Below are 26,315 nucleotides of genomic sequence, written 5' to 3'. Positions count from 1 at the left end.
TCTCAGCGTTCTTCTCGCGAGGACAGCTTTTTCCCTCGTGGCGGAGCCACTTGGGAAAAAGATCCCGCAGCGAGAAGAACGCTGAGGTTCCGCTACCCGGACACCCAAGCAAAAAGAGCCCTTACCGCCCCGGCCGAGGGTCGAGCGGGGTGCGTTCGGTGTTCGTTGTGGCCGCGTCGCCGGAGCCGTCGATGGCCCCGGTGCCGAAGTAGGCCTCGCAGGGCCCGCCGATGTACTTCTCGAAGTCCGTGACCACGTGGATCAGCGACTCGCCGTCCTCGGTCGGCACCACCGACGGGCTGAAGCCGCGGCAGGTGCTGCCCTGGTTGTGCTCGATGTGCACGGGGGCGTCGATCTCGCGCCAGCCGCTGGAGAGGTCCGACGGGTGGTCGTTGACCATCAGGGTCTTGCCGTTGCCGGGCGCCCAGCCGCCTTCGTCGCCCGCGAGCATCTGGTATGCGAGCACGAGCCTGCCGTTGGGGTCGTCACCGGGCGCCCAGGTGATCGTCGGGGTGCCCAGCGGCTGCCCGCCGGTGTCCGAGACGATTTCGGTGCCCGGGTCGCGGGGGTCGCCCCAGTCCCAGCCGTCCTCGGATTCGCGCATCCACACCGTGCACGTGTGCACCGGGTCGAAGTTGCACATTTCGTAGGTCATCACATAGGTGCCGTCCGGCAATTGGCGGACACCGGCCATCCCGGGGCGCACCCGGAATTCGTCCTGCTTGATCGCATCGCGCTCGTCGGTCCAGGTGATGCCGTCCTTGGAGCGGATCTGAACCATTTTCTGATCGTGGTTCGGATCCATGTCGTCGGAGTAGAACGCGACCAGGTCACCTTGTTCGGAGACGGTGAATTCCGGCTCCCAGATTCCTGGTCCCGGCGGCTTCGAGACCACGTCGGACAGGTACGACCAGGTTCGCCCTTGGTCGTCGCTGCGCCACAACCGGACGCTGCTGGTCCGGGTCTCCTCATCGGCGCCGACGCCGGCGGTGCCCGCCCACAGCAGGGTGCCCGCGGGCATGTCGCCGACCTGCCGCGGCAGTTCGTAGAGGGTGGAGCAGCACATGCCCTTGGTGTCCTCGCCCGCCGGGTCGCGGATCTCGCCGACCGGCTGGAAGGACTTGCCGTCGTCGGTGCTCTCGTAGATCACCGCACGTCCGGCGTTGTCCACGTAGGTGGTCATGCTGGCCATGACACGCCCGTTGGCGGTACCGCTGTTCTCGAGCCGGACCAGGCGCGGGTAGCTGCTGCCGCCTTGCCGGAACATCTCGCCCTTCGAGATGTCCATCGGTGTCATGTCACCGGCCGGCGGCTCGGCCCAGGCCGCGGCCTGGTACCAGCCGGTGAGCAGCAGCACCGACAGCGCGGTGGCGGCACCGGCTCGTGCTTTCTTGCCGTTCATCGCGAACCTTTCGGTCGAGGAGCGGCGCAGAATATATCTCGCGATGATCAGTCCGTGAACCCTCGTGGCACATTTCCACCACTCCCCCGAGTGGCGGTGTCGCAGTCGTGAAGAATACGCGCCGAAGTCATTGCCGCGACGAAAATCACCGGTAAATACGGCAACGGCCCCGCCTGATCAGGCGGGGCCGTCGATCACTCTTCGGAATCCGGTGGCGGACCGCCACGAATCGAATACAGAGCGTTTTCCAACTCATCCGGTTTCACCAGCACGTCGCGCGCCTTCGACCCCTCGGAAGGACCGACGACGCCGCGCGATTCGAGCAGGTCCATGAGCCTGCCCGCTTTGGCGAACCCGACGCGCAGCTTCCGCTGCAGCATCGACGTGGAGCCGAACTGGCTGGTGACGACGAGCTCGGTGGCCTGCAGCAGCACGTCGAGGTCGTCGCCGATGTCGGAGTCGACTTCCTTCTTCTCGCCCGCTTTGGCCGCGGTGACGCCGTCGGTGTAGTCCGGTTCGGCCTGCTCCTTGGTGTAGGAAACGACGCGGTGGATCTCTTCGTCGCTGACGAAGGAGCCCTGCACGCGCTGCGGCCGTCCGGCTCCCATCGGCAGGTACAGCGCGTCGCCCATGCCGATCAGCTTCTCGGCGCCCGGCTGGTCGAGGATGACCCGCGAGTCGGTGAGCGAGGACGTGGCGAACGCGAGCCGCGACGGCACGTTCGTCTTGATCAGGCCGGTGACGACGTCCACCGAGGGCCGCTGGGTGGCCAGCACCAGGTGGATTCCGGCGGCGCGGGCCTTCTGCGTGATCCGCACGATCGCGTCCTCCACGTCACGCGGCGCGGTCATCATCAGATCCGCGAGCTCGTCGACGATGGCCAGGATGTACGGGTACGGCCGGTATTCGCGTTCGCTGCCGGGCGGTGCGGTGATCTCGCCGGAGCGGACCTTGGTGTTGAAGTCGTCGATGTGGCGCACCCGGTTGGCCTGCATGTCCTGGTAGCGCTGTTCCATCTCGTCCACCAGCCAGCCCAGCGCGGCGGCGGCCTTCTTCGGCTGGGTGATGATGGGCGTGATCAGGTGCGGGATGCCCTCGTACGGGGTGAGCTCGACCATCTTGGGGTCGATCAGGATCATCCGGACCTCTTGCGGCGTGGCCCGCGCCAGCAGCGACACCAGCATCGAGTTCACGAAGCTGGACTTACCGGAACCGGTCGAACCCGCGCACAGCAGGTGCGGCATCTTCGCCAGGTTCGCGGTGACCATGTGGCCTTCGATGTCCTTGCCCAGCCCCATCACCAGCGGGTGCTCGTCACCGGAGGCGGTGGTGGAGCGCAGCACGTCGCCCAGGCGCACCATTTCGCGGTCGCTGTTGGGCACTTCGATGCCCACCGCGGACTTGCCGGGGATCGGCGCGAGCAGCCGCACGTTGTCGGTGGCGGCGGCGTAGGCGATGTTCTTGGTCAGCGCGGTGATCTTCTCGACCTTCACGCCGGGCCCGAGTTCGATCTCGTAGCGGGTGACGGTCGGCCCCCGGACGAAGCCGGTGACCTCCGCGTCCACCTTGAACTGCTCCAGGACCGCGGTGATCGCCTCGATCATGGAGTCGTTGGCCTTGCTGCGCGTCTTCGGCGCGTCCCCGCCGGTGAGCACGTCCAGCGGCGGCAGCTTGTAGTCACCTTCAACGGCGCGGCTGATGGTGAGCTTGCCGGTGTCGGCGGGTTCGTCGGCCGTGTCGGCGGCGGGCACCTCGGCCGCCGCGGGCTTCGCCTTCCCGCGGGGCTTGGTGGGGGCCTCTTCGGGCACGTCGTCGAGGGAGAGCTGGTCGCCCTTGGACTTGCCACCGCTCTTGGCTGCGGGCTCCTCCACGGGCGTCGAGGCCTGGCGGCGCCGCGACGGGCGGCGCAGCTTCACCGTCTCGGGCGCGACTTCCTCGGTGGCGGGTTCGCCGTCTTCGACGGGCTTGCCGAGCAGGTGGTTGCGCACGGTGGCGAGCGTCGTGTCGGTGAGCAGCATCAGCCCGAACAGCGCCACGAGCACCAGCACGGGCACCGCGACCCAGCCGGTCAGTCCCTGCGCCAGCGGCCCGCCCGCGATGAAGCCGAGCACGCCGCCCGCGGCGGGCCACTCCTGCCAGCCGCTCGGCGCGCCGGAGCCGATGTGCAGCACGCCCAGCGCGCTCCAGCCGAGCAACACCGAGCCGAGCACCACTCGCGGCCGGGCTTCGGGGTTGTTGTCGGTGCTGGCGAAGAACACCGCGACCCCGGCGACGACGATCGGCAGCACCAGCACCGCGTTGCCGATGACGAACCGCAGCCCCCAGTCGAGCCACTGCCCGACGGGCCCGCCCGCGTGCCACCAGATGCCGGCCGCGGTGATCACGGCCGCGGCGAGCGCGATGATCGCGAGCCCGGTGCGCCCGTGCGCGGGGTCGATGTCCTTGGCGCGGCGCAGCACTCCGCCCGACCGGGGCTGGCCGCGCTGCGCGGTGGGCTTCTTCGCCGGGGTGCGGCGCGGCGCGTGCGTGGAGCCGCGGGAAGAGCCACCGCTGGAGGTGGTCTTGCGGCTTTTCGCGGCACCGCCGTTGCTCTTCGTGCCGCCTGAGCTGCGTGTTGAGCTCTGGGCCCTGCTCTTCGAACCGGGTTGGGACTGGTTCTTGCGCTGGGCGCCGCTCGTGGTCCGGCCCGCCATGGGACTTACGGTATCTTGACCGGCCCCTCCCGTCACAGGTGGCACAGCGGCCACCGGGGTGTCGGGCCCTGGTTTTCCACGTCCTGGGTCCACCGATTCCGCCCTTGTGCGATCCTCACTCGTCATGGTCGCCCAGCCCGTAGATCCAGCAGAGCCGACACGCCGCAGCCCGCAGGCGTCCCAGCGGTCCCGCACCCGGTTGTTCCGGGAGGCGCCGCTGCTGTGGCGGGTGCTGCTGCGGGTGGACCGCGCGCTGATCCTGCTCACGGGTCGCCTGGAGGTGACCGGTGACGTGCCGGACGAGTTGCGCGGCAGGCCGCTGCTGCTGGCCTCGAACCACATCGGCAACGTCGACGCGCTGGTCGTGATGGCGGCGTGCGGCCGTCGGCGGCTGGCGCTGCGCTTCCTCGCCACCGGCGGCCTGTTCGACGCCCCGGTGATCGGGTCGATGCTGCGCCACTGCCACCACGTGCGCGCCGACCGCGGCAAGGCGAACGCGGCGCAGGCGCTGGACCACGTGGTGGGCGCGCTGGAGGAGGATCACCGCCCGGTGCTGGTGTACCCGGAGGGCCGGATCAGCTTGGAACCGGGCCTGTGGCCGGAGCGCGGCAAGACCGGCGTGGCCCGGATGGCGCTGGCCTCGCGCGCACCGGTGATCCCGATCAGCCAGTGGGGCGCGCACGAGGCCATGTGCTACGGAATGCTGCGCGTCGGGAACTTCGGTGACGTGCGGGTGCTGCTCGGATCGTGGCTCGCGGCCATCCGGCGGCGCCCGGTGCTGAAGGTGCACTTCGGCGATCCGGTCGACTTGAGCGATCTGTCCTCGGACCGCGCCGGTGACGCCGCGCGCGCCAGGGACCGGATCATGCGCGCGATCACGGCGGGCCTGGCTCCGCTGCGCGCGGACGAGCCGGACGTCCCGCGGCACGAGGACCCGACCCGCAAGGTCACCGACAAGCGCAGCCCTTGGCGCCCTTGAGAGCCGGAGATTCCCCAGTCCGGGAAAAATGAGCGTCGCCGCGATTCAGCCGCGCTCACGCGACAACGCTCGGGGGCGACCCCCAGGAACCATTCCGCCCGGCAGCACGTACGCGCGTTCCTGATCAGCCGGGACCGTATCCGACTCATCCGGCGCGGCGGGGCCGCGTTTCTACTCACCTTCCGCGACCGGCCGGACGTGCTGGGTCACCAATACCGTTCAACTGGGAATGCGCGCAATCGTGCGGATTCGCGAAACACCTGGTGGAATGCGGACGCCCTGAGCAGACTGAGCCGATCGGCACCCGCAGCGGGCGCCGAACCGGACATCGAGGAATGAAGTGCAGAAAACAGCGACCGCGACAGCGGCGACCGGCTTGCTGGCCGCCAGCCTGCTGTTCGCACCGGCGAGTTCCGCCGCCCCGACCGCCCCGGCCCCCTTCGAACCCGCCCCGATTTCCTGGGGCCCTTGCGAGGACGAGTCCTTGCAGGAGGCGGGCGCCGAATGCGGAATGCTCGAAGTTCCGCTGGACTACGCGAATCCGGACGGGGAGAAGATCTCACTCGCCGTGTCGCAGGTGAAGCACACCGTGCCCGAGGATCAGTACCAGGGCGCGATGCTGCTCAACCCGGGTGGTCCCGGCGGTTCCGGCCTGTACCTGGCGACATTGGGCGAATCGGTTCCGCACGGCGCGGGCGCCGCCTACGACTGGGTCGGTTTCGATCCGCGCGGTGTCGGTTCGAGCAAACCCGCGTTGTCGTGCGATCCGAACTACTTCGCCCACGACCGCCCCGATTACCTCCCCACCACTCCGGAGAAGGAGCAGGAGTGGCTGTCCCGCACTTCCGGTTATGCGGAGGCGTGCGGCAGGACGGGCGGGGCGCTGCTGGACCACATGAAGACGACGGATTCCGTCGAGGACATGGAGAGCATCCGCAAAGCGCTCGGCCAGGAGAAGCTGAACTACTACGGCTTCTCCTACGGCACCTACCTCGGGCAGGTGTACGGCACGCTGCACCCGGAGCGGCTGCGCCGGGTCGTCATGGACGGCGTCGTCAACGTCGAGGACGTCTGGTACGACGCGAACCTGAACCAGGACGTCGCGTTCGACCGCAACATCAAGATCTTCTTCGATTGGGTCGCCCGCTACGACTCGGTGTACCACCTGGGCACCACCGGGGCGCAGGTCGAGCGGCTCTACTACGAGCAGCGCGCGAAGCTCGACGCGCAACCCGCGGGCGGCGAGATCGGCTCGTCGGAGTGGACGGACCTGTTCCTGTCCGCGGGCTACGGCCAGACCGGGTGGGACAAGCGCGCGAAGGCGTTCGCGGGCTGGGTGCACCACGGTGACTGGCAGCCGCTGGTGGAGATCTACGACGCGTCGAACACGCCCGGCGACGACAACGGTTTCGCCGTCTACAACGCCGTCCAGTGCACCGACGTGCAGTGGCCGCAGCAGTGGGGCCGCTGGCGCGCCGACAACTGGGTCACGCACGCGAAAGCACCGTTCGAGACCTGGGCGAACGCCTGGTACAACGCCTCCTGCCTGAACTGGCCGGCGAAGGCGGGTGAGCCGGTGAACGTCGACGGCGGCGACGTCGAGGGAGCCTTGCTGATCAGCGAGGAGCTGGACGCGGCGACCCCGTTCCCCGGCGCGATCGAGGCCCGCAAGCGGCTCCCCGGCGCGAGCCTGATCAGCCTGCCCGGCGGCACGACGCACTCCGGTTCGCTGTCCGGCAACGGCTGCGTCGACGACCGCATCGCCGACTACCTGACCACCGGTGCCCTGCCCCAGCGCAAGCCCGGTGACGGCCCGGACGTCACCTGCGAACCCCTCCCCCAGCCGACCCCGGAGGGCGCCGCGACCATCGGGCCGAAGCGCACCGAGCAGCCGAAGGTGCTCCAGGACGCCCTGCGCCACTGGCGCTGACCGCACGAGCACGAGGGCCGCACCGAACACCGGTGCGGCCCTCGTTCGCGTTCAACGCCCGGTGCGGCGAGCGGCGACCGGCGGATGTGGAAACCCCGCAGGCTCGCGCAGAGCGGGCATTCCCGAGATCTCGCAGACCGCATTTAGCAGATTCCGCACCAGCGATCCACTGAATCCACCCCTACGTGTGGTCCGGCAGGAAAACGCGGACAGGACGTCCTCCCGTTGGAACGATCTTGCGGTTGCCCGCGATTCCCACGTCCTGCCGGAAGGAAACACCCATGTCCGCAGTGGTCCCGCCGCCGACGACGCCGAAGAACGGTCTCGGCACCGCCGGATTCGTCCTCGGTCTGCTCGCCCTGCTGTTCTCGTTCATCCCGTTCATCGGCGTGATCGCCTGGCCGCTGGGCATCCTCGGCCTCGTCTTCGGCGTCATCGGCATCATCCGCGCGCGCAACGGCGAGGCGAACAACCAGGGCATGGCGATCACCGGCACCGTGCTCGCCGGAATCGGACTCCTGATCTGCGTCGCCTGGGTCGGCATCGTCGGCACCGCCGCGAACGAGGCAGCGAAGCAATCCGAATCGCTCGGCGTCGAAGCCCAGCACAGCCCCGTTCCGGGCGGAGATTCCGCGGACGCCTCGGATGCCCCGATCGAGCTCGGCTTCGGTCAGACGCACACCTGGAAGGGCGGCGAATCCGTGCAGGTCTCCGAACCGCGGAAGTTCAAGAAGTCCAACCCTTACGAACTGCCTTCCGGAGCCCGCGCGGTCGAGGTCGACCTGACCATCACCAACGGCACCGGCGATGAGATCAACCCGGTCACCTGGGACATCACCGCCACCCACGACGGACGCGCCACCCAGCCGGTCTACTCGGACGACATCTTCGCCAACGCCCAGATCCCGCCGGGCGGAACCCTCACCATCACCAGGGGATTCCAGATCACCTCGGACTCCGGGGAACTTCGGATCTCGGTGCAGCCGAACTTCTTCGCCACCGACACCGTCTACTTCCACGGCCCGTTCTGACCGTCGAGGTGAACGGCTCGTTCGCCCGACCGGATCGGACGAACGGGCCGTTCACCCGCCCCCTGCACCAGCCCCGGCGCTCGCCAGGACGGCGTCGACGGCCAGGTACAGGGTGTTCGTCTCGGCGGTCAGCAGCGAGTCCTCGGCGGGCAGCGCGCGCTCCAGCGAGAGGCCGTTGACCACCGTCATCAGGAACCTCGCGCGCCGCGCGTTGTCGCCGGCGGCGAGCGCGCCTTCGTCCACGAGGACGGACAGCCAGTGCTCGGTGCGGCGTTGGCCCTCGCGTTCCATGCCTAGGTAGACGGCCTTGATCTCCTCGGTCGGCTCCGGCGCGATGAATCCCTCGTGGAGCTTCCCGAAGGCCGCGCGCGCCTCCTGCCCCACTCCGGCGGGTGCGAGCACTTCGCGGAGGCAGGCGACCAGCCGGTCCCGTGCAGGTAGCGACCGGTCGTGGATCGCGTCGCCGGTGGCCACCATGTCGTAGATGCCGGCGAGCACGGCGTCCTGGAGGGCTCGCTGGGTCGGGAAGTGGTAGCGCAGCGAGCCCGTGCTCACCCCGGCCCGCGCCGCGACCGCGCGGACGCTCAACCGCGCCGACGCATCCTCACCGATCATCGTCGCCGCGGCCACCAGGATCCGGTGCCGGGTGCTCAACGCCGGCTCGTCCGAGTCGTCCATGCCCACCTCCACTCCGCACAGTACTAGCACACCGTGATAGCGCTTTTCTAACACGCTGTGCTAGCTTGGCGTCCATCGCGCTAGTACAGCGTGTTAGAGACTTTCCGGGGGATTCGGCGAAGGGGCGGGCATGTTCGAGCAGTGGCGGCGAGATCGGGCGTTGCGACGCGTGAAGAGCGGCGACGGGCGGCCGTTGAAGCCGTTCCGCTGGTGGCAGCAGTTCAGCCGGGCGCTGTTGCACCTCACGCTCGATCACCACGACGGGCACCGCACGGTGTACACGGTCGAGGTCCGGCACATGGGCGACAGCAACGGCGAGGTCAAGGCGCACCTGTTCCGCGACGGCAGGCACCACGCGGTGTCCAAGGTCCCCGCCGCCTTCCCCGTCGACGGCGGCACCATCGAGGTCGCGACGAGCCAGGTCGGGCTCAAGCGCTGCCACTACGTGACCGCGTCGGGCACCGAACACCAGCTCACCCCGGATCCGAAGTCCGCAGAAGGACGCCGCGCCCGCCTCGAACGCAACCATCCGGTCGTGAGCGGCGCGGTCGGTTTCGTCTCGGTGGTGCTGCTGGTCATCGGAGTGATCCTGCTCGCCATCCAGATCGCGGAGCCGATCTCCCGGATCCCTCCCATCGCGGCGAACATCGGGATCTTCGAGTCGCCCCTGCACCTGCCGCTGTGGCTCAACACCGCCCTCACCATCGGCGCGGCACTGGCCAGCACGGAACGAGCGCTGCGAATGCGCTACCACTGGTTGCTCGACGCCGCGGGGAACTGACGCGCATGCCCCGAGCCGGAACTCGGCTCGGGGCGTCGGGCTCGCCGACTCGGGTCAGCGCGCCGCGGGAATCGATTCGTCGCCCTGCAACGCGGCCACCGCGGTGGGCTTGTTGCCACCGTCGTCGCACGGCGGCTTGGACGTGCTCGGGTCGCAGCCGTCGCCCTTGTCGTCGCCCTTGTCGTCACCCAGGACGCCCACCCGCGAAGCGGTCTGGTCCGCCGGAACGCCGCTGCCCGGCACCGTCTGGTCCGGTGGCGCGTCACCGCCCGGAGCGGTCTGGTCCGGCGGCACGTCGCCCTGGATCTGCACCGCCGGTGCCGGCGCGGCCAGCGCCGAGGCGGGTGCCGCCAGCAGCGCAGCCGTCGCGAAGACCGCCGCTGTGGTGAATCGCTTCATCGTGTGTCGTGCCCCTTCCACATCTCCCGATCGGGATGCGGAAACGCTACGACGCCGAAGAGTCCGGTGGAGGCTCCTCGCTTCCGCGTGGGGATATCCTCCGACGCCGCGCCGGAAATCCGGTGTGCGCACCGGATTTCCGACCGCGGCGAGAGGTCAGGAGCTCACCGGGAGCACGTTCGGGACGATCATGGGGCGGCGGCGGTACTTGTCCGCGACCCACTTGCCGACCACGCGGCGCACGGCCTGCGCGATGCGGTGCGTGTCGGCGATGCCTTCCGATTCGGTGCGCGCCAGCTCCATCTCCACCAGCGGCACCACGTCGTCCAGCGCCTTCGGGTCGTCGGAGAAACCGCGGCCGGAGATCGTCGGGCTCGACACCGCCCGGCCCGTCGCGGCCTCGACCGCCACGGTGATCGAGATGAAGCCGCCCTCGCCCAGCACCAGCCGGTCCGACAGCGTCGACTCGCCGACGTCACCGACGGACAGGCCGTCGACGTAGACGTGCCCGACCTCGACGCGACCGGTGACCTTCGCGATCCCGTCGACGAGGTCGACCACCACGCCGTCCTCGGCGATCACCACCCGCTCGGCGGCGACGCCGGTGAGCCGGGCCAGTTCGGCGTTCGCGCGCAGGTGGCGCCACTCGCCGTGCACCGGCATCACGTTGCTCGGGCGCACCGCGTTGTACAGGTACAGCAGCTCACCGGCGGAGGCGTGCCCGGAGACGTGGACCTTCGCCCCGCCCTGGTGCACCACGTCCGCGCCGAGCCGGACCAGGCCGTTGACCACACCGAACACCGCGGTCTCGTTGCCGGGGATCAGCGAGCTCGCCAGCACCACCGTGTCGCCGGCGCGGATCCGGATCTGCTTGTGCTCGCCGCGCGCCATCCGGGACAGCGCCGAGAGCGGTTCGCCCTGCGACCCCGTCGACACGAACAGCACCAGGTGCTCCGGCATCGCCAGCGCCTCGTCCAGCTCCACCAGCAGGCCCGGCGGCACCCGCAGGATGCCCAGGTCGTTGGCGATGCCCATGTTGCGCACCATCGAGCGGCCCACGAAGCAGACCTTGCGGCCGTGCGTCTCGGCCACGTCCAGCACCTGCTGCACGCGGTGCACGTGGCTGGCGAAGCAAGCCACGATCAGCCGTTGCGTCGCCTTGCCGATCACCCGGTCCAGCACGGGACCGATCTCGCGCTCCGGCGTCACGAAACCGGGCACCTCGGCGTTCGTGGAGTCCACCAGGAACAGGTCCACGCCCTCGTCGCCCAGGCGGGAGAACCCGGCCAGGTCGGTGAGCCTGCCGTCCAGCGGCAGCTGGTCCAGCTTGATGTCACCGGTGTGCAGCACCACGCCCGCGGACGTGCGGATCGCGACCGCCAGCGCGTCCGGGATCGAGTGGTTGACCGCGAAGAACTCCAGGTCGAACACGCCGTGCTTGCTGTGCTGGCCCTCGGCGACCTCGATCAGCACCGGGTCCTGGCGGTGTTCCTTGCACTTCGCCGCCAGCAGCGCCAGCGTGAACTTCGAGCCGACGACCGGCAGGTCCGGGCGCAGCCGCAGCAGGAACGGCACCGCGCCGATGTGGTCCTCGTGGCCGTGCGTGAGCACCACGGCCTCGACGTCGTCCAGCCGGTTCTCGATCGCCCCGAAGTCAGGCAGGATCAGGTCGACACCGGGCGAGTCGTCCTCCGGGAACAGCACCCCGCAGTCGACGATGAGCAGCTTGCCCTCGTGCTCGAACACGGTCATGTTGCGGCCGACTTCGCCGATGCCGCCGAGCGCGGTCACCCGCAGCCCGCCCTCGGGCAGGGCCGGTGGCGGCGCCGACGCGGTCGGCGTCACGGGGTGGTTTTCGGAAGATGTTGCGCGAGCGCTCAACGGTGCACCTCTGCTGCGGCATCGGGATTGACCAGGACCAGACCGGCGTCCCACAGATCGCTGGTGATCACCCGCACCTGCTCATCGGTGGCCTGCGGCAACGGCAGCCGGGGATGCCCGGTCTCATAACCGCACAACCGCAGCGCCGTCTTCGAGAAGATCACACCACCCACGAAGTTCATCGACCGGTAGACCGGCATCAGGCCGACGTGCACGTCCCTGGCGGTGGCGATGTCGCCCGCTTCGTAGGCGTCGAGCATCTTGCGCAGCCGATCGCCGACGACGTGCCCGATCACGCTGACGAAGCCGACCGCGCCCACCGACAACCACGGCAGGTTCAGCGGGTCCTCGCCGGAGTAGTAGGCCAAGTCGCTGTTGGACAGCACCTCGCTGCCCGCCCACAGGTCGTGCTTGGAGTCCTTCACGGCCTTGATCTGCGGGTGTTCCGCGAGCCGCTTGAGCGTGTCGGTGTGGATGGGCACCACCGAGCGGGGCGGGATGTCGTAGAGCATCACCGGCAGCTCGGTCGCGTCGGCCACCGTCGTGAAGTGCGACAGCAGCCCCTCCTGCGGGGGGCGCGAGTAGTACGGGGTCACCACGAGCAGCCCGTGCGCGCCGGCCTTTTCCGCGGTGCGGGCCAACTCCACGGAGTGCGCGGTGTTGTTCGTGCCCGCTCCGGCGACCACCGTCGCGCGGTCCCCTACCGCTTCGACGACGGCGCGCAGCAACTGCTCTTTCTCGTCATCACTGGTCGTGGGGCTTTCACCCGTCGTGCCGTTGACGACCAGGCCGTCGTTTCCGACGTGATCGACGAGGTAGGTCGCGAGCTCCTGAGCCAGCGCCAGGTCGAGCTTCCCGTCCGCGTCGAACGGCGTCACCATGGCGGTCAGGACCCGGCCGAACGGCCGACCTTCAGTGGCGGTGGGACAGACGGTCATAGCCCTTGACGCTACCTTGTGAGTCCACTGGTCAGCGCGCCGCATCGACGGCGCCGGGCGGCACCGCGCCCCAGCACCGAAGATCGCGGAAACCTCGCGGCCCGAAACCCTGAATGCCGTTCATGTTCCCGCAGATCAGCGCGACGACAACCGGATTTCCGCGACACGAACCGAAATCGAGCCAGTGGAGCGAAACCTGCCGTACGACCGAAGGTAGTGCCTGCCACCGCGCAGCGATCCCGTCGGAGAGCGGCTCGCTGATTCATCGTTCCAGACGAGCGGCGTTGGTGGCCGTTGTCCTGTCAGCGGCGAAGCCGCTGAGCGGTGATCAGCCTGAGCAACAGAACCACCCGCGGGTTCTCTGCGGCTTCCTCGCGAGGACGGCTTTTTCCCTCGTGGCGGAGCCACTTGGAAAAAAGATCCCGCAGCGAGGAAGCCGCTGAGGTTCCGCTACCCGACCCACTACTCAAGCCAAGCCAAAGACAGGCAGGTCAGAACGAGCGGCGCAGGTCTTCCACTGCGAGCACGTCTGCTTCGTTCCCGTCGATGTCGACGCGCACCTGGCGGCGGCTGAACGCGTGCAGCAGCAGTTCGCTCGGTTCACCGCTGATGCGCACCGTGCGCGGGCCGCGCTTCGCGGCGATCTCGGTGCCGTCCGGACGGCGCAGCACCACGCCGACGGGGCTGCGGCCGTAGAAGACCTTCGCCACCCGGGACAACGATTTCCACAGCGCCTCTTCGCGCTCCGGCTCGGACGGCCGCGGCTGCCATCCCGGCTGCGCCCGCCGCACGTCCTCGTGGTGCACGAAGAACTCGGCGGTGTTGACCGTCTCGTCCACGGCGCCGATGGCCAGCGGGTTCCACTTCGGCGCGCCTTCGCGCACGGTGGCGATCAGTTCCGGCCAGGGCTGCTCGCGCAGACCCTGCTCCACCTTGTCGCCGCGCTCGGCCAGCGCCTTGACGAACTTGCCCGCCAGCGCGTCGGGGCGCCGTTCGCGCAGCACCAGGTGCACCGCGAGGTCCTTGGTCTTCCACTCACCGCACAGCGTCGGCGCGTCCGGCCCGACCCGGTCGAACAGGTCGCACAGTTCACGGCGCTCGTCATTGGCCACACCCATGCGCTCACCTTACCGGGGTTCAGTCGGCGGCGACCGGTGTCGTCAGCGGCGTGCCGTCGGCGCTGCGCACGTAGCAGTGCACGATCTGCGATCCCTCGTCGTTGGCGCTGTCGCCGTCGAGCGACGTCCGCCGCTTGGCTTCCCACGCCTGCGCGGTGGGGATCACCGCGCCGTAGCGCAACGTCCGTTCCTTGTCCGGGTGGTCGATCTTGTCGGTGGCGAAGTGCGCGCCGCACATGCCTTCGGCGAACCGCGCCAGTTCGCGCTGCCCGGGGTAGCTGACGTCGCTGGTCGACCGCCCGCCGAACACGTCCCCGCTGGCGTAGATCTCCACGTCGTGCGCGGAATCGCACGGCCGGAACCGATCCTGCGCGACGCGGTCGCCCGGCTCCAGCGCGGTGTCCGCGCACGGGTTGTCCTCGCCCAGGTCGAACGGCTCCACGTCACCGCCCGGACCGTAGGTCAGCGTCGGCTGCTGGGGGCCCGCGACGAGCGGATTGGCCCCGGGCGCGGCCTGGGGCCCACCTGGATCACCGGCGACCGGCAGGTTCCTGCCGAGCAGCAGGCCCGCGACGAACAGGAGCACCGCGGCGGGCACCGCCCCGACCAGCCACCACCGCCGCGATCCGGACGTCGCCGCGCGCCCCGGTTCCGCGCGGTGCGGATCGGACAGCAGCGCGCGGGCCTGGATCGAGCTGAGCCGGGCGCGGGGATCGGTGGTGAGCAGGCCCGCGACCAGCTCGCCGACCGCCCCGTGGTCCCGGGACATCCGGGGCGTCTCGTTGAGCACCGCGTGCAGCGTCGCCGCCGTGGTCTGCCGGTCGAACGGCAACCACCCCTCCAGAGCGAAGAACAACGTCGCGCCCAGCGACCACAGGTCGCTCGCGGGTGTCGCATCCGCGCCCTGGATGCGTTCCGGAGCCATGAACGCCGGGGAGCCGATGAGCGCGCCGGTCGTGGTCAGGCGCGGATCGTCGACGGTCTGCGCGATCCCGAAATCGGCCAGCTTCACCCCGCCGCTGCCCGAGATCATGATGTTGCTCGGCTTCACGTCCCGGTGCACGATCCCCGCCGCGTGCGCCGCCTCCAACGCGGACAGCAACCGCAAGGCGAGGTCCGCCACCTGGGCCGGGGGCATCGGCCGCTGCGGCCCCACGACGTCGCTGAGCGTGACGGGGTCCACCAGTTCCATCACGATGAACGTGGCGCCGTTCTCGGCGAACACGTCGTGCACCGTGACCACCCCGGGATCGCTGAGCCTGCCCGCGACCTGCACCTCCCGCATGAGGCGCTCGTCGAGCACCCGCCGTTCCGCCTCCGGGACGCCTTCCGGCACGTGGAGCTGCTTGATCGCGACGTCCCGGTTGATCCTGGCGTCGCGGGCGCGCCAGACGACGCCCATGCCGCCGCGCCCCAGCTCCCCGGTCACCTCGTAGCGACCTCCGGCGAGGCGCATTCCCGCATCCTTGCGCTCCTGCACCGCACACCCCTCCCTGCGATCGCGGAGCGACGATCATGTCACGGTGAGTAGTGCCGCGGTCCCCGTTCGCTGATTCCGCCGGACCCCCTCACCCCGTGGCGAGCGAGGTCGTCAACCGCATTCCGTCCGCGGTGCGCAGGTAGCAGTGCACGGCCTGCGCGCCGTCGTCGGAGTCGCTGTCGTCGTCCGTCGCGGTCTGCCGCTTGAGCTCCCAGGAGCGCTCCGAGGGCACCAGCGCGCCGTAGCGCAGCGCGGCGTCCTTGCCCGGCAGGACGATCTTGTCCGAGGCGAAGTACGCGGCGCACATCCCTTCGCCGAACCGGGCCAGCTCCGCCTCCCCCGGGTAGGCGATGTCGTGGGTGGAGCCGCTGCCGAACGGATCTCCCGACGCGTAGATCTCCAGGTCGTGCGGCTCCGAGCACCGGCGGATCTCCTGCTCCGGCACGGTCGAACCGGAACTCGGCGTGCCTACCGCGCACGGGTCCGACTTGTCCGGCGCGAAGGTCTCCAGGTCACCGCCCGGCCCGTAGCTCAGCGTCGCCTCCTCCGCTTCCGGGACGCCGGGGACCAGCGCGAACCGGCCGAGCAGCAGACCGGCCGCGAACAGCACCACCGCCGCCGCGATCAGCGGCCCCCGGCCGAATCCCCCGGCGCGAGCGGACGACCGCACCGGGGCCGTACCTGCCGGGACCTGCGCCGTCGCCGCCGGACCGGGTCCGGCGGCCAGCAGCGCGCGGGCCTGCGCGGAGGTGAAGCGGGCACGCGGGTCGGCGATGAGCAAACCCATGATCAGCGACCCGAGCGGGCCCTGGGTCCGAGTCATCCGGGGCGTCTCGTTGAGCACCGCGTGCAGCGTCGCCGCCGTGGTCTGCCGGTCGAACGGCAACCACCCCTCGGCGGCGAAGAACAACGTCGCGCCCAGCGACCACAGGTCGCTGGCGGGTGTCGCGTCCGCGCCCTGGATGCGTTCCGGGGCCATGAACGACGGCGAGCCGATGATGCTGCCGCTGGTGGTCAACCGCGTGTCGTCCAGGGTCTGCGCGATCCCGAAGTCGGCCAGCTTCACCCCGCTGCCCGAGATCATGATGTTGCTCGGCTTCACGTCCCGGTGCACGATCCCCGCCGCGTGCGCGGCCTCCAACGCGGACAGCAACCGCCGGGCCAGGTCCAGGACCTGTTCCGGGGGCATCGGACCGCGTTCGCCGACGACCTCGGTGAGCGTGCCCGCCAGCACCAGCTCCATCACGATGAACGTGCCGCCCGCTTCGCTGAGCACGTCGAACACCGTGACCACCGCCGGGTCGCTGAGCCGGCCCGCGGCCCGCGCCTCCCGCAGCACCCGTTCCTCGAACACGGCCCGCTCCGCGGGCGGCACCCCGTCCGGGACGTGCAGCTGCTTGATCGCGACCTCGCGGCCGATCACCTGGTCCCAGGCCCGCCAGACGATGCCCATGCCGCCGCGACCGAGCTCACCGGTCACCTGGTAGCGGCGCCCGATCGTGCGCGTCAGCGCATCCGTCCGTTCCACCACGCCCGCCCCTCCCCCACTTCGTCCTGAAACGTTCATCCCATCGGACGAAAGAGGGTCGGGCGCGGTTCCCGTCAGCCTTCGCTGACGAAGGGGCTGGAAGCGACCTCGGAACCGTCCTTGAGGGCGGTGATCTCGAAGTCGCCGAACACGTTCGGCGCGGTCTTCTGCAGCTGCCGCAGGCACTCCACGGCGAGCGAGCGGATCTCGACGTCCGCGTGCTCGCTGGCGCGCATCGCCACGAAGTGCCGCCACGCGCGGTAGTTCCCGCTGACGACGATGCGGGTCTCGGTGGCGTTGGGCAGCACCGCGCGCGCGGCCTGCCGCGCCTGCTTGCGGCGCAGGGTGGCCTTCGGCTCGTCCGCGAACTTCTCCTGCAGCGCGTCTAGCAGCTCGGTGTAGGCGGCGACGCTGGCCTCGGTGGCGCGCACGAACTTCTCGTGCAGCTCCGGGTCCTCGGCGATCACGTCGGGCTCGACCACCGCGGCGTCGCGTTCCGGCACGTAGCGCTGGGACAGCTGCGAGTAGGAGAAGTGCCGGTGCCGGATCAGCTCGTGGGTCAGCGACCGCGACATGCCGGTCAGGTAGAAGGTGACCGAGCCGTGCTCCAGCACCGAGAGGTGGCCGACCTCCATGATGTGCCGGAGGTAGCCGGCGTTGGTCGCCGTCGCCGGGTTCGGCTTGTGCCAGGACTGGTAGCAGGCCCGGCCGGCGAACTCCGCGAGCGCCTGGCCGCCGTCCGCGTCGGTGGACCACTCCACGTCGGCCGGCGGGAAGAACTCGGTCTTGCCGATCAGCTGGACCTTCGGCGGCACGATGTCGGTCACGGTGCGCGGACCCTTCTCGGTCGGAGTGCGGATGTCCTGCCGCACGCCCGCGGCCGGGCGCCGGCGGCTTCGAGCGTAACCGGCCACCCCGACGCCCAGGCCCGACCGCCACGGCCGCACCGATGACGACCCGCTGACACCATCGTGTCCTTGCGCGACGTCACCGGCGACGCCATAGTGGCGTCATGGACCTCAGCCCTTACATCGCCCAGCTCCGGGAAGACCTCGGCTCCGCCGCGTCGGCGGGCGACGAGCAGACCCGGCAGACCGCCGCCGCGCTGTCGGCCGCGATCGAGCCCGCCACCCGGCTCGCGATCATGAACGCGCTCTCCGACCTCGCCGCGGAAGTGACGACGCACCTGGACGGCCAGGTGGTCGACGTCCGGCTGGACGGCCGCGATGTCCGCGTCGTCGTCAGCGGCGGCGGCACCGCGCGCTCGACCGCGGCCGAGGAGGAACGACCACCCACTCCGCCGCCCGGTGCCGACGGCGGCGACATCAGCCGGATCACCCTGCGCCTGCTCGACGAGATCAAGGGGCAGGCCGAGCAGGCGGCGTCGACGCAAGGCGTCTCGCTCAACACCTGGGTGGCGCAGGCCGTGCAGGGCGCACTGCACGGCGGCCGACCGCGCGGCCCGTGGGACCACCGCCCCGGGCGCGGTCCGGGTTGGGGAGGCCCGCCCGGCTCCGGCCGCTGGCGTCCGGACGGGCCGGACGACGGCCCCGGTTCACGGCTCCACGGCTGGGTGCACGGCTGAGCGCGACGGGAAGGCGGACGAGGCGATGAGCGGCAACGGCACGGGCGGACCGAATTCCGAGGAGTCCGCCGGTCGGGAACCGAACGATCTGGTGCGGACGCAGGACTTCGACACCGCGGCTCCCATCGAGGTCGACATCGGCAACAGCATCGGGTCGATCACGGTGGAGCTGGCGACGACGGACGTCACGCACGTCGAGGTGCGCCACGATTCCGCGGCGGGCGGCACCGATTGGCGCAGCGGGCTCACCGGCCTGCTGAGCTGGGTCAGCGATCAGTTCGGTGATGCGGCGCAGCGCGGCGGTCTCGGTGAACGCGCCTTCGGCGAGCGCGGACTGCGCGAACCGATGGCCGAGGCGGTGCGCCAGACCCGCATCGACATGACCGGCAACCGGCTCACGGTGCGAACTCCGAGCACGGTGCCGCTGCGCACGGTCCCGTTGGCGGTGACCGTCCGGGCACCGGCGGAGTCCCAGCTGGGGCTGCGCTCGGCGAGCGGCGACGTGCGGGTGACCGGACCGGCGGGCCGGGTGCAGGTGCAGTCCGGCGGCGGCGCGGTCTCGGTCGAGCAGGCCGCGGGCAACGCGGTCGCCCGCACCGGCTCCGGGGCGTTGCGCTTGGGCGACATGGCCGCCGGGGTGCAGGCGCGCAGCGGCAGCGGCGATGTGGAGGTCGTGTCCGTGCGGGCAGCGTCCTCGGTGGTGACCGGGAGCGGTTCGGTGTGGCTGGGCGCCGTGGAATCGGACGTGCTGGTGCGCTCGGGCAGCGGTGACGTCGCCATCGCCGACGCCGCGGCGGGCCAGATCGAGCTCATCACCGGGTCGGGCGGGTTGCGGGTCGCGCTGCGGCACGGGACCGACGCGGAGGTCGACCTCACGTCCACCACCGGGGCCGTGCACAGCGACCTCGTGGTCTCCGAGGAAGCCACCGCCGCGGAACCGGCGTTGCGGATCTTCGGCCGCAGCGGCAGCGGGGACGCGCTGCTCACGTCCGCCGTGTGAGGGCGCGCAGCGCTTCGACGAGGCGATCGTCGCCGCGCGATCCGATGACGATCCCGTCCAGTCCCAGCCAACCGGCCATCTCGCTGAGGGCGTCGGCGAGTTCCGGGGCGATCACCGCGGGGTCCTGGCCGGGTTCGGCGAAGGCTCCGGGAACCCGCAGCACCTTCGCCGCCCGGTCCGCCTTCAGGTCGACGCGGCCGACCAGTTCACCGTTGAGCAGGAAGGGGAACACGTAGTAGCCGTACTCCCGCTTGGGCTCCGGGACGTAGATCTCGATGCGGTAGCGGAAGCCGAACAACCGCTCGGCGCGGGACCGCTCCCAGATCAGCGGATCGAACGGGCACAGCAGGGCGCGTCCGCGAACGCGTCGAGGCGTGCGAGCCGCGGCGTGCAGGTACGCCTGCTGCCGCCAGCCCGCCACGGCAACGGGTTCGAGTTCGCCGCCGTCGACGAGCTCTGCCACGGCTCGCCGGGATTGCGACGGGCTCAGCCGGTAGTAGTCGCGGAGGTCGGACTCGGTGGCCACCCCGAGCGCCGCGGCGGACCGCAGCACCAGTTCGCGAACGGCGTCCTCTTCGGCGGGGTCGTGGGTGAGCACGTCGGACGGCAGCACCCGTTCCGGCAGGTCGTAGAGCCGTTCGAACCCCTTGCGGGTACCGGTGGTGAGCTCGCCCATGGCGAACAGGAGCTCGCAGACTCGCTTGGTGTCGGTGCGGTTCCACCATGGACCGCGCCCTTGGCGGACGTCACCACCGATCTCCCGCTCCAAGGTGCCCGCACCGACGGGGCCGAGGTCTTTGACGGCCGCGAGCACGTCATCGACCAAGCCGGGCGAGTTCTCCAGCAGTTCGCGCGACCGGCTGCGCCAGGAGCCGCCGTACATCCGCATCCGCCACCGCAGCAGCGACCAGTCCCGCACGGGGATCAGCGACGCCTCGTGCGCCCAGTACTCGACGAACAGCCGCGGTTTGGCGGCGGTCGACGACCAGGCCGCGTCGTCGAGCAGCGCAGCGGGATAAGCGCCGAGGCGGCTGAACAGCGGCATGTAGTGCGCCCGGACCGCGACGTTCACCGAATCCAGCTGCAGCAGTTTGGTGCGGCTCAACGCCCGGTTCAGGTGTTGACGGGTCACCTGCCCGGTGGGCCGGGAATCGGTGAAACCTTGGGCCGCCAGCGCGGTGCGCCGGGCCGCGGCGGCGCTCATGGTCTGCATTCGCGAAATGGTGCCATCCCGGACTGACAGTCCGGACCTCCGAACCGATCTTCCTGCTCAGATGCGCCACGCCGGTCGGTCGCGCGCCCCGGTGATCCCCTGCCCCCGGGTGCCAGGGAGCGCGGGCGCTAGGTTGGCGCGCATGGCTGATGCCGAGGTGCGGGCCGCGACGCCCGCCGACGCCCCCGAGATCGCCCGGATCCAGCTCGCGACCTGGCGCAGCGCGTACGGGGAACTGCTGCCGCCGGAGGTGCTCGCCGGACTGGACGAAGCGGAGACGGCTCAGCAGTGGACCGAGGCCCTCAGCGACGGGCCGACGACGGTGCTGGTCGCCGCCGAAGGCGACTGGCTCGTCGGGTTCTGCGTGGCGGGCCCCGCTCCCGAGCAGGAAGCAGCGGCTGCGGACGGTGCCGCACCGGCCGACCTGGCGACCGTCGCCTTGGTGAGCACGGTGCTCGTCGAACCCCGTTGGGGCCGCCGCGGACACGGCGGGCGGCTGCTGGCGACGATGGCGCAGCGCCTCACCGAGGGCGGCGCGACGCGCGGCATCAGCTGGATCCCGGAGGCCGATTCGGTGTCCCAAGCCTTCTTCGAACACGCGGGCTGGGTCCCGGACGGAACGGTGCGCACCCTCGACGCGGGCGGCCGTCCGGTGCGCGAGCTGCGGCTCTCCGGCCCGCTCGACCTGCATTTGCACCACCACGAATGATCCGGGCACCGCGTACGACGGCGATCTCGAATCCGCGCATTCACCGGAAATTCATCCCTTCGGCCGCGAAACCGCGAACTCGGCGCAAATGCACAACCCGCCCGCCGCGACTTCTCGGCGAGCACCGATCGAGCTGAACCCGAAGGCCCGGCCTCCGGGAGGCACGACGATTTTCGCTGCGTAGTGGAACTGCTCGAAGAATGGTGCGGAAAACGCGGCACTGAATACCCGTGCACCGAGTAGCGCCACCGCGGTGTTGCTAGCCTGTGGCGGACCGCACTCCGACATTCGGGTGGACATGTGCTGACGTCGATCGGATTGATCGCCACCGCCTTCGGCATGTCCGTGGCCTCCGCGCTGGTGCCGGTGATCAGCGTCGAGATCTTCGTGGTCGGCTTGGTCGTCAAGAGCCCGGAATTGCCGTGGTGGCTGCTGGCCCTGGTCGTGACCGTCGGCCAGATCGGCGGGAAGCTGCTGTACTACTACGCGGCCCGCGGCCTGATCCGGCTGCCGCGCTTCATGCAGCGCAAGAGCGATCCGGGACGACACCCGGGCCGGTGGGCCGCGTGGCTGGAGCGCTTCCGCTTCAGCTGCCAGACCCGCCCGGTGTGGGCGGGCGGTGTGCTGCTGCTCAGCGCGACGGCGAGCCTGCCGCCGTTCCTGGCGACGTGCGTGATCGCCGGCTGGGCCCGGGTACCGGTGAGCACCTTCCTGATCACGGGGCTGGTGGGCCGCTTCGCGCGTTTCGCCGCGTTGGCCGTCGCCCCCGGCATCATGATCGCCTGGCTCTGACCACCGGGAACGCACGGACGCCGCCGCACCTGGACCACGCGTTCGTGTCCAGTGCGGCGGCGACCGTCCGCTCCTGATCCCGCGCGGTGCGCCGCGGCGACTACAGCACGGGAGATCGGTGCTCATCGAGGTCAGGGCAGCGGCAGCAGCTTCCCGGGGACCCCGGCGACGGAATCGAGCAGCCCGAGCACCGGGATGCCCAGCGGCGCGAAGGTCCACTTGTTGTGCAGGTCCCCGGTGTCCGGCTGGTCGACGATCACGACGCCGTCCTCTTCCGGGGCGGGCTGCGGTGCGGCGACGGCGGTCGCGGCGGAGCCCAGCAGGGCGGTGCCGACGAGTGCGGAGGCGGCGAGGCCGCGGCGCAACGAGGCGTTCATGGTGAGGGTTCCTTTCCGGAGGGTCAGCTCAGCGCGTCGAGCAGGCCGACGACGGGGTTGAGGGCGGCGGTGGGCAGTCCGACCGTCGGGCTGAGCAGGCCGCCCGCGTCGACGCCCGGGATGATCCAGATGGACGGCGGGTCGGCCTGCGCGACACCGGCCCCGAGCCCGAGCAGGGCGAGACTCGTGACGACCGCGGCGGTCGCCCTGGCGACACTTCTCGACATGGTGTTCTCCTTCTTCCTTCCAACCCGCCGAGCGGCGGGAAGTCTCCGGCGCCCCGGTCGATCCGAGGCGGTGCGGTGCTCTCGGCACCACCTGCGCTGCGCAGCCGCGCACCGTTCGCTCCGGCCGCCGCGGTCTCAGCGGTGGCACCGCCGAGCGGTGAAGCGGCCGGAGCACCGGCGGGCCCTCAGCAGACGGCGTCGGTGGGTTTGGGGTTCCCCAGGCCGAACAGAGGGCGCAGCAGCAACCCGGCGTAGGTGCCCGCGATGGCGAGCACGCCCCACAGCCAGCCGTGCAGGCTGAACGAGGCGATGCCGGAGAAGTAGGCGCCGATGTTGCAGCCGCCCGCGAGCCGGGCGCCGATGCCCATCAGGACGCCGCCGAGCACGGCGCCGACGGCGAGCCGCCACGGGATGCGGCGGTGCAGCACGAACGCGCCCGCGGCCGCGGAGGCGATCAGCGCGCCGATCATGATCCCGAAGTCCATCACCGAGATCTTGTCGGCGAGCACGGACGCGTCGAGCTTCGCGGCGTTCTCCGGAATGGCCCAGAACGGGGCGTCGGAGATGTCGATGCCGATCCAGCCGAGGAACTTCGCGCCCCACAGCCCGAACGCCGAGGTGATGCCCCAGGGCCCGCCGGAGATGAACAGGGTCAGCGCGTTGAGCCCGGCGAGCAGCAGCGCCCCGGCCCACAGCGGCCAGGAGCCGCGCAGCACCCGCAGCAGGCCCTGCGCGGTGGGCGGTGCGTCGATCGGCGGCGGGGTGCGGCGGCGCTCGACGAACAGCGACACGGCGACCACCGCACCGATGATCACCAGGGAGATCAGCAGCGCGCCCGGATATCCCAGCGGGGTGTCGGCGAACGACACCGTCGGCCCGGTCTTCTGCAGCGCGCTGATCCACGGGGCGAGGAAGGCGCTGAGCACGGATCCGGCGATGAACCCGCCGAGCGTGTAGAGGATCGCGGTCTGGCCGCTGCCGACGGCGAACAGCGTGCCGGAGGCGCACGAGCCGCCGACCTGCATGCCGACGCCGAACAGGAACGAACCGAGGATCACGCCGAGCCCGGCGGGTGCGACGGTGCCTTCGGGCGCGCCGGACAGGCCGAGCCCCGCGCCGAGGATCACCGCGAACAGCGCGCAGGCCACGGCGAGCATCAGCATGTGCGCGCGCAGCGCCCGGCCTTGTCCGACGGCGACGAGCTGCCGCCACGCCGAGGTGAAGCCGAACCGGGAGTGGAACAGCACGGTGCCGAGGGCGAGGCCGACGACGTAGAGCACCGCGAGCTTCCAGCCCGCCTCGTGGGCGACGGCGAGGCCGACGACGACGGCCAGCAGGACGCCGAGGGTGACGACGCCGGGCCGCGCGGGCGGGGCCGCGGGCGGTGGCGGCGGCGGGGTTCTCTGTTCGCTGATCGTGTCCACTGCGGACATGCGGTCTCTCCTTGATTTCAGGGGGTCAGGGGGCCGGAGACGGCAACAACGGTGCCACGTGGAACCCACTGACCGGCAGGTTCGGAGCCGTGCATTCCGCCACTCATCCCCGGCATGTTCATCTGCATCGCGTCGACCTTGGCGGAGGCGTAGACGACGACGGGGTCGTCGATGACCTGGCCTCGTGCGGCGAGCCAGGTGTCGAATCCGGCGACCGACGGCGGTTCGCCGCCGAACGCCTCGGACAGCGCCATCCCGTATTCGAGGGAGCGGTAGTCGCGGGGGTCGAAGCGCAGCGGCGCGGCGGAGCTGGCGGTGGTCGTCGTGACGGGGCTGTGCATCAGCCACGGCGCGAGGTGCACGCCGTAGAGGTGCAGCGGCGCCTCGTTCTGCGATGCCGCGATCGAGTCGAGGTGTTCGGCGGCCTGCGTCCAGCCGCCCACGAGGATCAGCGCGCGGTCGGGGTGCGGCGCGTCGCCGGTGGGCAGCCCGGCTTGCGCCGCCGCCTCGCGCACGACGTCCGCCGCGTGCCGGGAGCGCGGCGAGTCGTCGCCGAGCACGGTGATGCCGGGTGCGCCGTTGCGGTGGATGTAGCCGACGAGTTCGCGCAGCGCCTCGGCGTCGTCGTCCGCGAGCGCCTCGGCGGGGCAGGATTCCAGCGGCGCGCGCTGCCCGGCGACGAGCCCGGCGAGCGCGACGCTGGCGCATTCCGGACCGTCCGGCCCGGTGGAGCCGGGCACGGCGGGTCCGTCGCCGGTGTCGACTTCGACGCTGCCCTGCTCGTCACCGCCGGTGCGCCGTAGTTCGACGTCGCTGCGACCGGCGGGCAGGTCCACTTCGGCCCACGTACCGGAGGTGCCGGGCCGGGGCTGCGCCCGCACCGGGGTGCCGCCAGCCTCGACGGTGATGTCATCGGTGACGCTCTCGGGCAGGTGCACCAGGTTGCGGCCGGGGCGGTGCGGGGTGATCAGCACCGGCACGTCCTGGTCGGCGACGGTCGCGTGCGCGAGTCGCGGCACTCCCGGCTGCGGCAGTTCACCGGGTTTCGGGATGCCGGGCAGCACGGTCCACGCGACGAAGGCCACGGCGACGGCGGCGGCGCCGTACCGGTAGATCCGCCACGGGTCGCCGCGCCGCAGCAGCACCGCAAGGACGGCGACGGCGAGGGCGGCCGCGACGATGAGCAGCAGCACCGCGCCGAATCCGGTCAGCAGCCGCCGGTCGGCGATGCCGGTGAGCACGAGTTGCACGGCGGCGGCCACGACGAGCACGGCGGCCAGCGCCAGTGCGAGCGGTCCGGGTCGCAGTGCGCCTCCGGACCGGTGTTCGGCGGGCACGGTGAGCCCGATGCCGGTCAGCCCGAACCAGGTGACGACGGCCGCGGTGACGACGGTGGTGACGAAGAACTCGGCGGGCGAGTGCCCGAGGGCGCTTTCCACCACGACGAGCACGGTGAGCGCGAAGCCCAGGTAGGCGGCGGGGGTGGGCCACCGCAGCGCGATCGGCAGCGCCAGCAGCAGCACGGCGTGCAGCACCGCGACGGTGCCGTTGACGTCGAGAACGGGGATCGACAGCAGGCTCGCCGCAGCGCCCGCCGCGGCCGCGGCCCAGGCCGTCCACGTCGTGGCTCGGCCGGTCACGCGGACCGTGGGGCGCAGCAGTCCGAGCCCGGCGGCCACCGCGGTCCCACCGAGCAGCAGCACGCGCAGCAGCAGCCCCGCGGCGTCCACCCCGGCCACTCCGGTGCCCGAATGCATACCGCTCATGTCCATCGAGAGAACCTCACTCCAGCAGAATTTCCCGGCGCAGCGGGGGAAATCAGGTGTCGCGCCCTGGCGGGGCCGGCGGGCCGGGCTTGCGACGCACGTTCCGGGCGGGCACCGGTGGGAAGCGCGGTGGTGAACCGGCTCCCCACCGGTGCCCGAGGACTTCGGGGGTCGTTGCAGGATGATCTTTTGGTAGTTGTCTTGTCAGTGGCGAAGCCGCTGAGCAGCGACCAGCCAGAGCAAGGTGACCACCCGCGGGTTCTCAGCGGCTTCCTCGCGAGGACAGCTTTTTCCCTCGTGGCGGAGCCACTCGGGAAAAAGATCCCGCAGCGAGGAAGCAGCTGAGGTTCCGCAGAGCGACCAGCTACGCAGATC

23 protein-coding genes are annotated in these 26,315 nt (G+C 70.8%); 8 read left to right on the top strand and 15 right to left on the bottom strand.

Annotation, left to right across the window (positions count from 1 at the left end):
* Positions 1–121: 121 nt before the first annotated feature.
* Complete coding sequence (locus ACWD38_RS26145; protein ID WP_450125125.1) at positions 122–1,402, bottom strand: sialidase family protein; 1,281 nt, start codon at positions 1,400–1,402, stop codon at positions 122–124.
* Between the two features lie 194 nt (positions 1,403–1,596).
* Positions 1,597–4,095: a DNA translocase FtsK gene (locus ACWD38_RS26140; protein ID WP_450125124.1), complete on the bottom strand. Its 2,499-nt coding sequence runs from the start codon at positions 4,093–4,095 to the stop codon at positions 1,597–1,599.
* A gap of 124 nt (positions 4,096–4,219) precedes the next feature.
* On the opposite strand from ACWD38_RS26140, the gene ACWD38_RS26135 reads away from it, so the two are divergent.
* The 3 genes from ACWD38_RS26135 to ACWD38_RS26125 all read left to right on the top strand — a co-directional run bounded on the left by ACWD38_RS26135 (position 4,220) and on the right by ACWD38_RS26125 (position 8,035).
* A complete protein-coding gene (locus tag ACWD38_RS26135; RefSeq protein WP_450125123.1) occupies positions 4,220–5,074 on the top strand; it encodes a lysophospholipid acyltransferase family protein in 855 nt (284 codons plus the stop codon).
* A 340-nt stretch (positions 5,075–5,414) separates the two neighbouring features.
* Positions 5,415–7,004, top strand: a complete 1,590-nt coding sequence (locus ACWD38_RS26130) for an alpha/beta hydrolase (RefSeq protein ID WP_450125122.1) — start codon at positions 5,415–5,417, stop codon at positions 7,002–7,004.
* A 281-nt stretch (positions 7,005–7,285) separates the two neighbouring features.
* Positions 7,286–8,035 (top strand): DUF4190 domain-containing protein, encoded by a 750-nt coding sequence (locus ACWD38_RS26125; RefSeq protein WP_450125121.1) that lies wholly within the window; start codon positions 7,286–7,288, stop codon positions 8,033–8,035.
* A 51-nt stretch (positions 8,036–8,086) separates the two neighbouring features.
* On the opposite strand, the gene ACWD38_RS26120 is transcribed toward ACWD38_RS26125, so the two are convergent.
* Complete coding sequence (locus ACWD38_RS26120) at positions 8,087–8,713, bottom strand: TetR/AcrR family transcriptional regulator (protein WP_450125120.1); 627 nt, start codon at positions 8,711–8,713, stop codon at positions 8,087–8,089.
* Positions 8,714–8,843: 130 nt separating this feature from the next.
* Here ACWD38_RS26120 and ACWD38_RS26115 point away from each other — a divergent pair, with 130 nt between their 5' ends.
* Positions 8,844–9,494, top strand: a complete 651-nt coding sequence (locus tag ACWD38_RS26115; protein ID WP_184481435.1) for a hypothetical protein — start codon at positions 8,844–8,846, stop codon at positions 9,492–9,494.
* Between the two features lie 54 nt (positions 9,495–9,548).
* On the opposite strand, the gene ACWD38_RS26110 is transcribed toward ACWD38_RS26115, so the two are convergent.
* The 7 genes from ACWD38_RS26110 to thyX all read right to left on the bottom strand — a co-directional run bounded on the left by ACWD38_RS26110 (position 9,549) and on the right by thyX (position 17,665).
* Entirely contained in the window at positions 9,549–9,893 is a 345-nt protein-coding gene (locus ACWD38_RS26110) for a hypothetical protein (RefSeq protein ID WP_184481437.1), read from the bottom strand.
* Positions 9,894–10,049: 156 nt separating this feature from the next.
* On the bottom strand, positions 10,050–11,774 hold the full coding sequence (locus ACWD38_RS26105; RefSeq protein WP_281398351.1) for a ribonuclease J: 1,725 nt from the start codon (positions 11,772–11,774) through the stop codon (positions 10,050–10,052).
* Positions 11,771–12,712, bottom strand: coding sequence for a 4-hydroxy-tetrahydrodipicolinate synthase (gene dapA / locus ACWD38_RS26100; RefSeq protein ID WP_184481441.1), 942 nt, complete (start codon positions 12,710–12,712; stop codon positions 11,771–11,773). Before dapA ends, ACWD38_RS26105 begins: the two co-directional genes overlap by 4 nt.
* 491 nt (positions 12,713–13,203) lie before the next feature.
* Entirely contained in the window at positions 13,204–13,830 is a 627-nt protein-coding gene (locus ACWD38_RS26095; protein WP_184481445.1) for a TIGR03085 family metal-binding protein, read from the bottom strand.
* A gap of 19 nt (positions 13,831–13,849) precedes the next feature.
* Positions 13,850–15,310 carry a serine/threonine-protein kinase gene (locus tag ACWD38_RS26090; protein ID WP_450125119.1) on the bottom strand — a complete coding sequence of 487 codons (1,461 nt, stop codon included), beginning with the start codon at positions 15,308–15,310 and terminating at the stop codon, positions 13,850–13,852.
* An 88-nt stretch (positions 15,311–15,398) separates the two neighbouring features.
* The gene (locus ACWD38_RS26085) at positions 15,399–16,841 is read right to left on the bottom strand and encodes a serine/threonine-protein kinase (RefSeq protein WP_450125118.1); all 1,443 of its coding nucleotides are present in this window, start codon (positions 16,839–16,841) and stop codon (positions 15,399–15,401) included.
* A 71-nt stretch (positions 16,842–16,912) separates the two neighbouring features.
* Positions 16,913–17,665, bottom strand: a complete 753-nt coding sequence (gene thyX / locus ACWD38_RS26080) for an FAD-dependent thymidylate synthase (RefSeq protein WP_184481448.1) — start codon at positions 17,663–17,665, stop codon at positions 16,913–16,915.
* A gap of 185 nt (positions 17,666–17,850) precedes the next feature.
* On the opposite strand from thyX, the gene ACWD38_RS26075 reads away from it, so the two are divergent.
* Both ACWD38_RS26075 and ACWD38_RS26070 read left to right on the top strand, forming a co-directional pair.
* Entirely contained in the window at positions 17,851–18,423 is a 573-nt protein-coding gene (locus ACWD38_RS26075) for a toxin-antitoxin system HicB family antitoxin (protein WP_184481450.1), read from the top strand.
* A 25-nt stretch (positions 18,424–18,448) separates the two neighbouring features.
* A complete protein-coding gene (locus ACWD38_RS26070) occupies positions 18,449–19,423 on the top strand; it encodes a DUF4097 family beta strand repeat-containing protein (protein ID WP_184481452.1) in 975 nt (324 codons plus the stop codon).
* Here the strand turns inward: ACWD38_RS26070 and ACWD38_RS26065 are convergent.
* The gene (locus ACWD38_RS26065; RefSeq protein WP_184481454.1) at positions 19,407–20,636 is read right to left on the bottom strand and encodes a winged helix-turn-helix domain-containing protein; all 1,230 of its coding nucleotides are present in this window, start codon (positions 20,634–20,636) and stop codon (positions 19,407–19,409) included. The two genes, ACWD38_RS26070 and ACWD38_RS26065, sit on opposite strands and share 17 nt — an antisense overlap.
* 142 nt (positions 20,637–20,778) lie before the next feature.
* Between ACWD38_RS26065 and ACWD38_RS26060 the strand changes: the two genes are divergently transcribed.
* Positions 20,779–21,345 carry a GNAT family N-acetyltransferase gene (locus ACWD38_RS26060; protein WP_184481456.1) on the top strand — a complete coding sequence of 189 codons (567 nt, stop codon included), beginning with the start codon at positions 20,779–20,781 and terminating at the stop codon, positions 21,343–21,345.
* A 300-nt stretch (positions 21,346–21,645) separates the two neighbouring features.
* Positions 21,646–22,137 carry a hypothetical protein gene (locus ACWD38_RS26055; protein ID WP_343071529.1) on the top strand — a complete coding sequence of 164 codons (492 nt, stop codon included), beginning with the start codon at positions 21,646–21,648 and terminating at the stop codon, positions 22,135–22,137.
* Between the two features lie 131 nt (positions 22,138–22,268).
* On the opposite strand, the gene ACWD38_RS26050 is transcribed toward ACWD38_RS26055, so the two are convergent.
* From ACWD38_RS26050 to ACWD38_RS26035, 4 genes are all read right to left on the bottom strand, one after another.
* Positions 22,269–22,514: a hypothetical protein gene (locus ACWD38_RS26050; protein WP_184481458.1), complete on the bottom strand. Its 246-nt coding sequence runs from the start codon at positions 22,512–22,514 to the stop codon at positions 22,269–22,271.
* Between the two features lie 23 nt (positions 22,515–22,537).
* Complete coding sequence (locus ACWD38_RS26045) at positions 22,538–22,741, bottom strand: hypothetical protein (protein ID WP_184481460.1); 204 nt, start codon at positions 22,739–22,741, stop codon at positions 22,538–22,540.
* A 185-nt stretch (positions 22,742–22,926) separates the two neighbouring features.
* On the bottom strand, positions 22,927–24,174 hold the full coding sequence (locus ACWD38_RS26040) for a YeeE/YedE family protein (protein WP_184481462.1): 1,248 nt from the start codon (positions 24,172–24,174) through the stop codon (positions 22,927–22,929).
* Between the two features lie 17 nt (positions 24,175–24,191).
* Positions 24,192–25,940 carry a hypothetical protein gene (locus ACWD38_RS26035; RefSeq protein WP_450125117.1) on the bottom strand — a complete coding sequence of 583 codons (1,749 nt, stop codon included), beginning with the start codon at positions 25,938–25,940 and terminating at the stop codon, positions 24,192–24,194.
* Positions 25,941–26,315: the final 375 nt, after the last annotated feature.

Source organism: Saccharopolyspora sp. NPDC002578, from assembly GCF_053592695.1.
The sequence above is the reverse complement of the archived record's forward strand: the minus strand, read 5'-3'. Positions and strand labels throughout refer to the sequence as shown.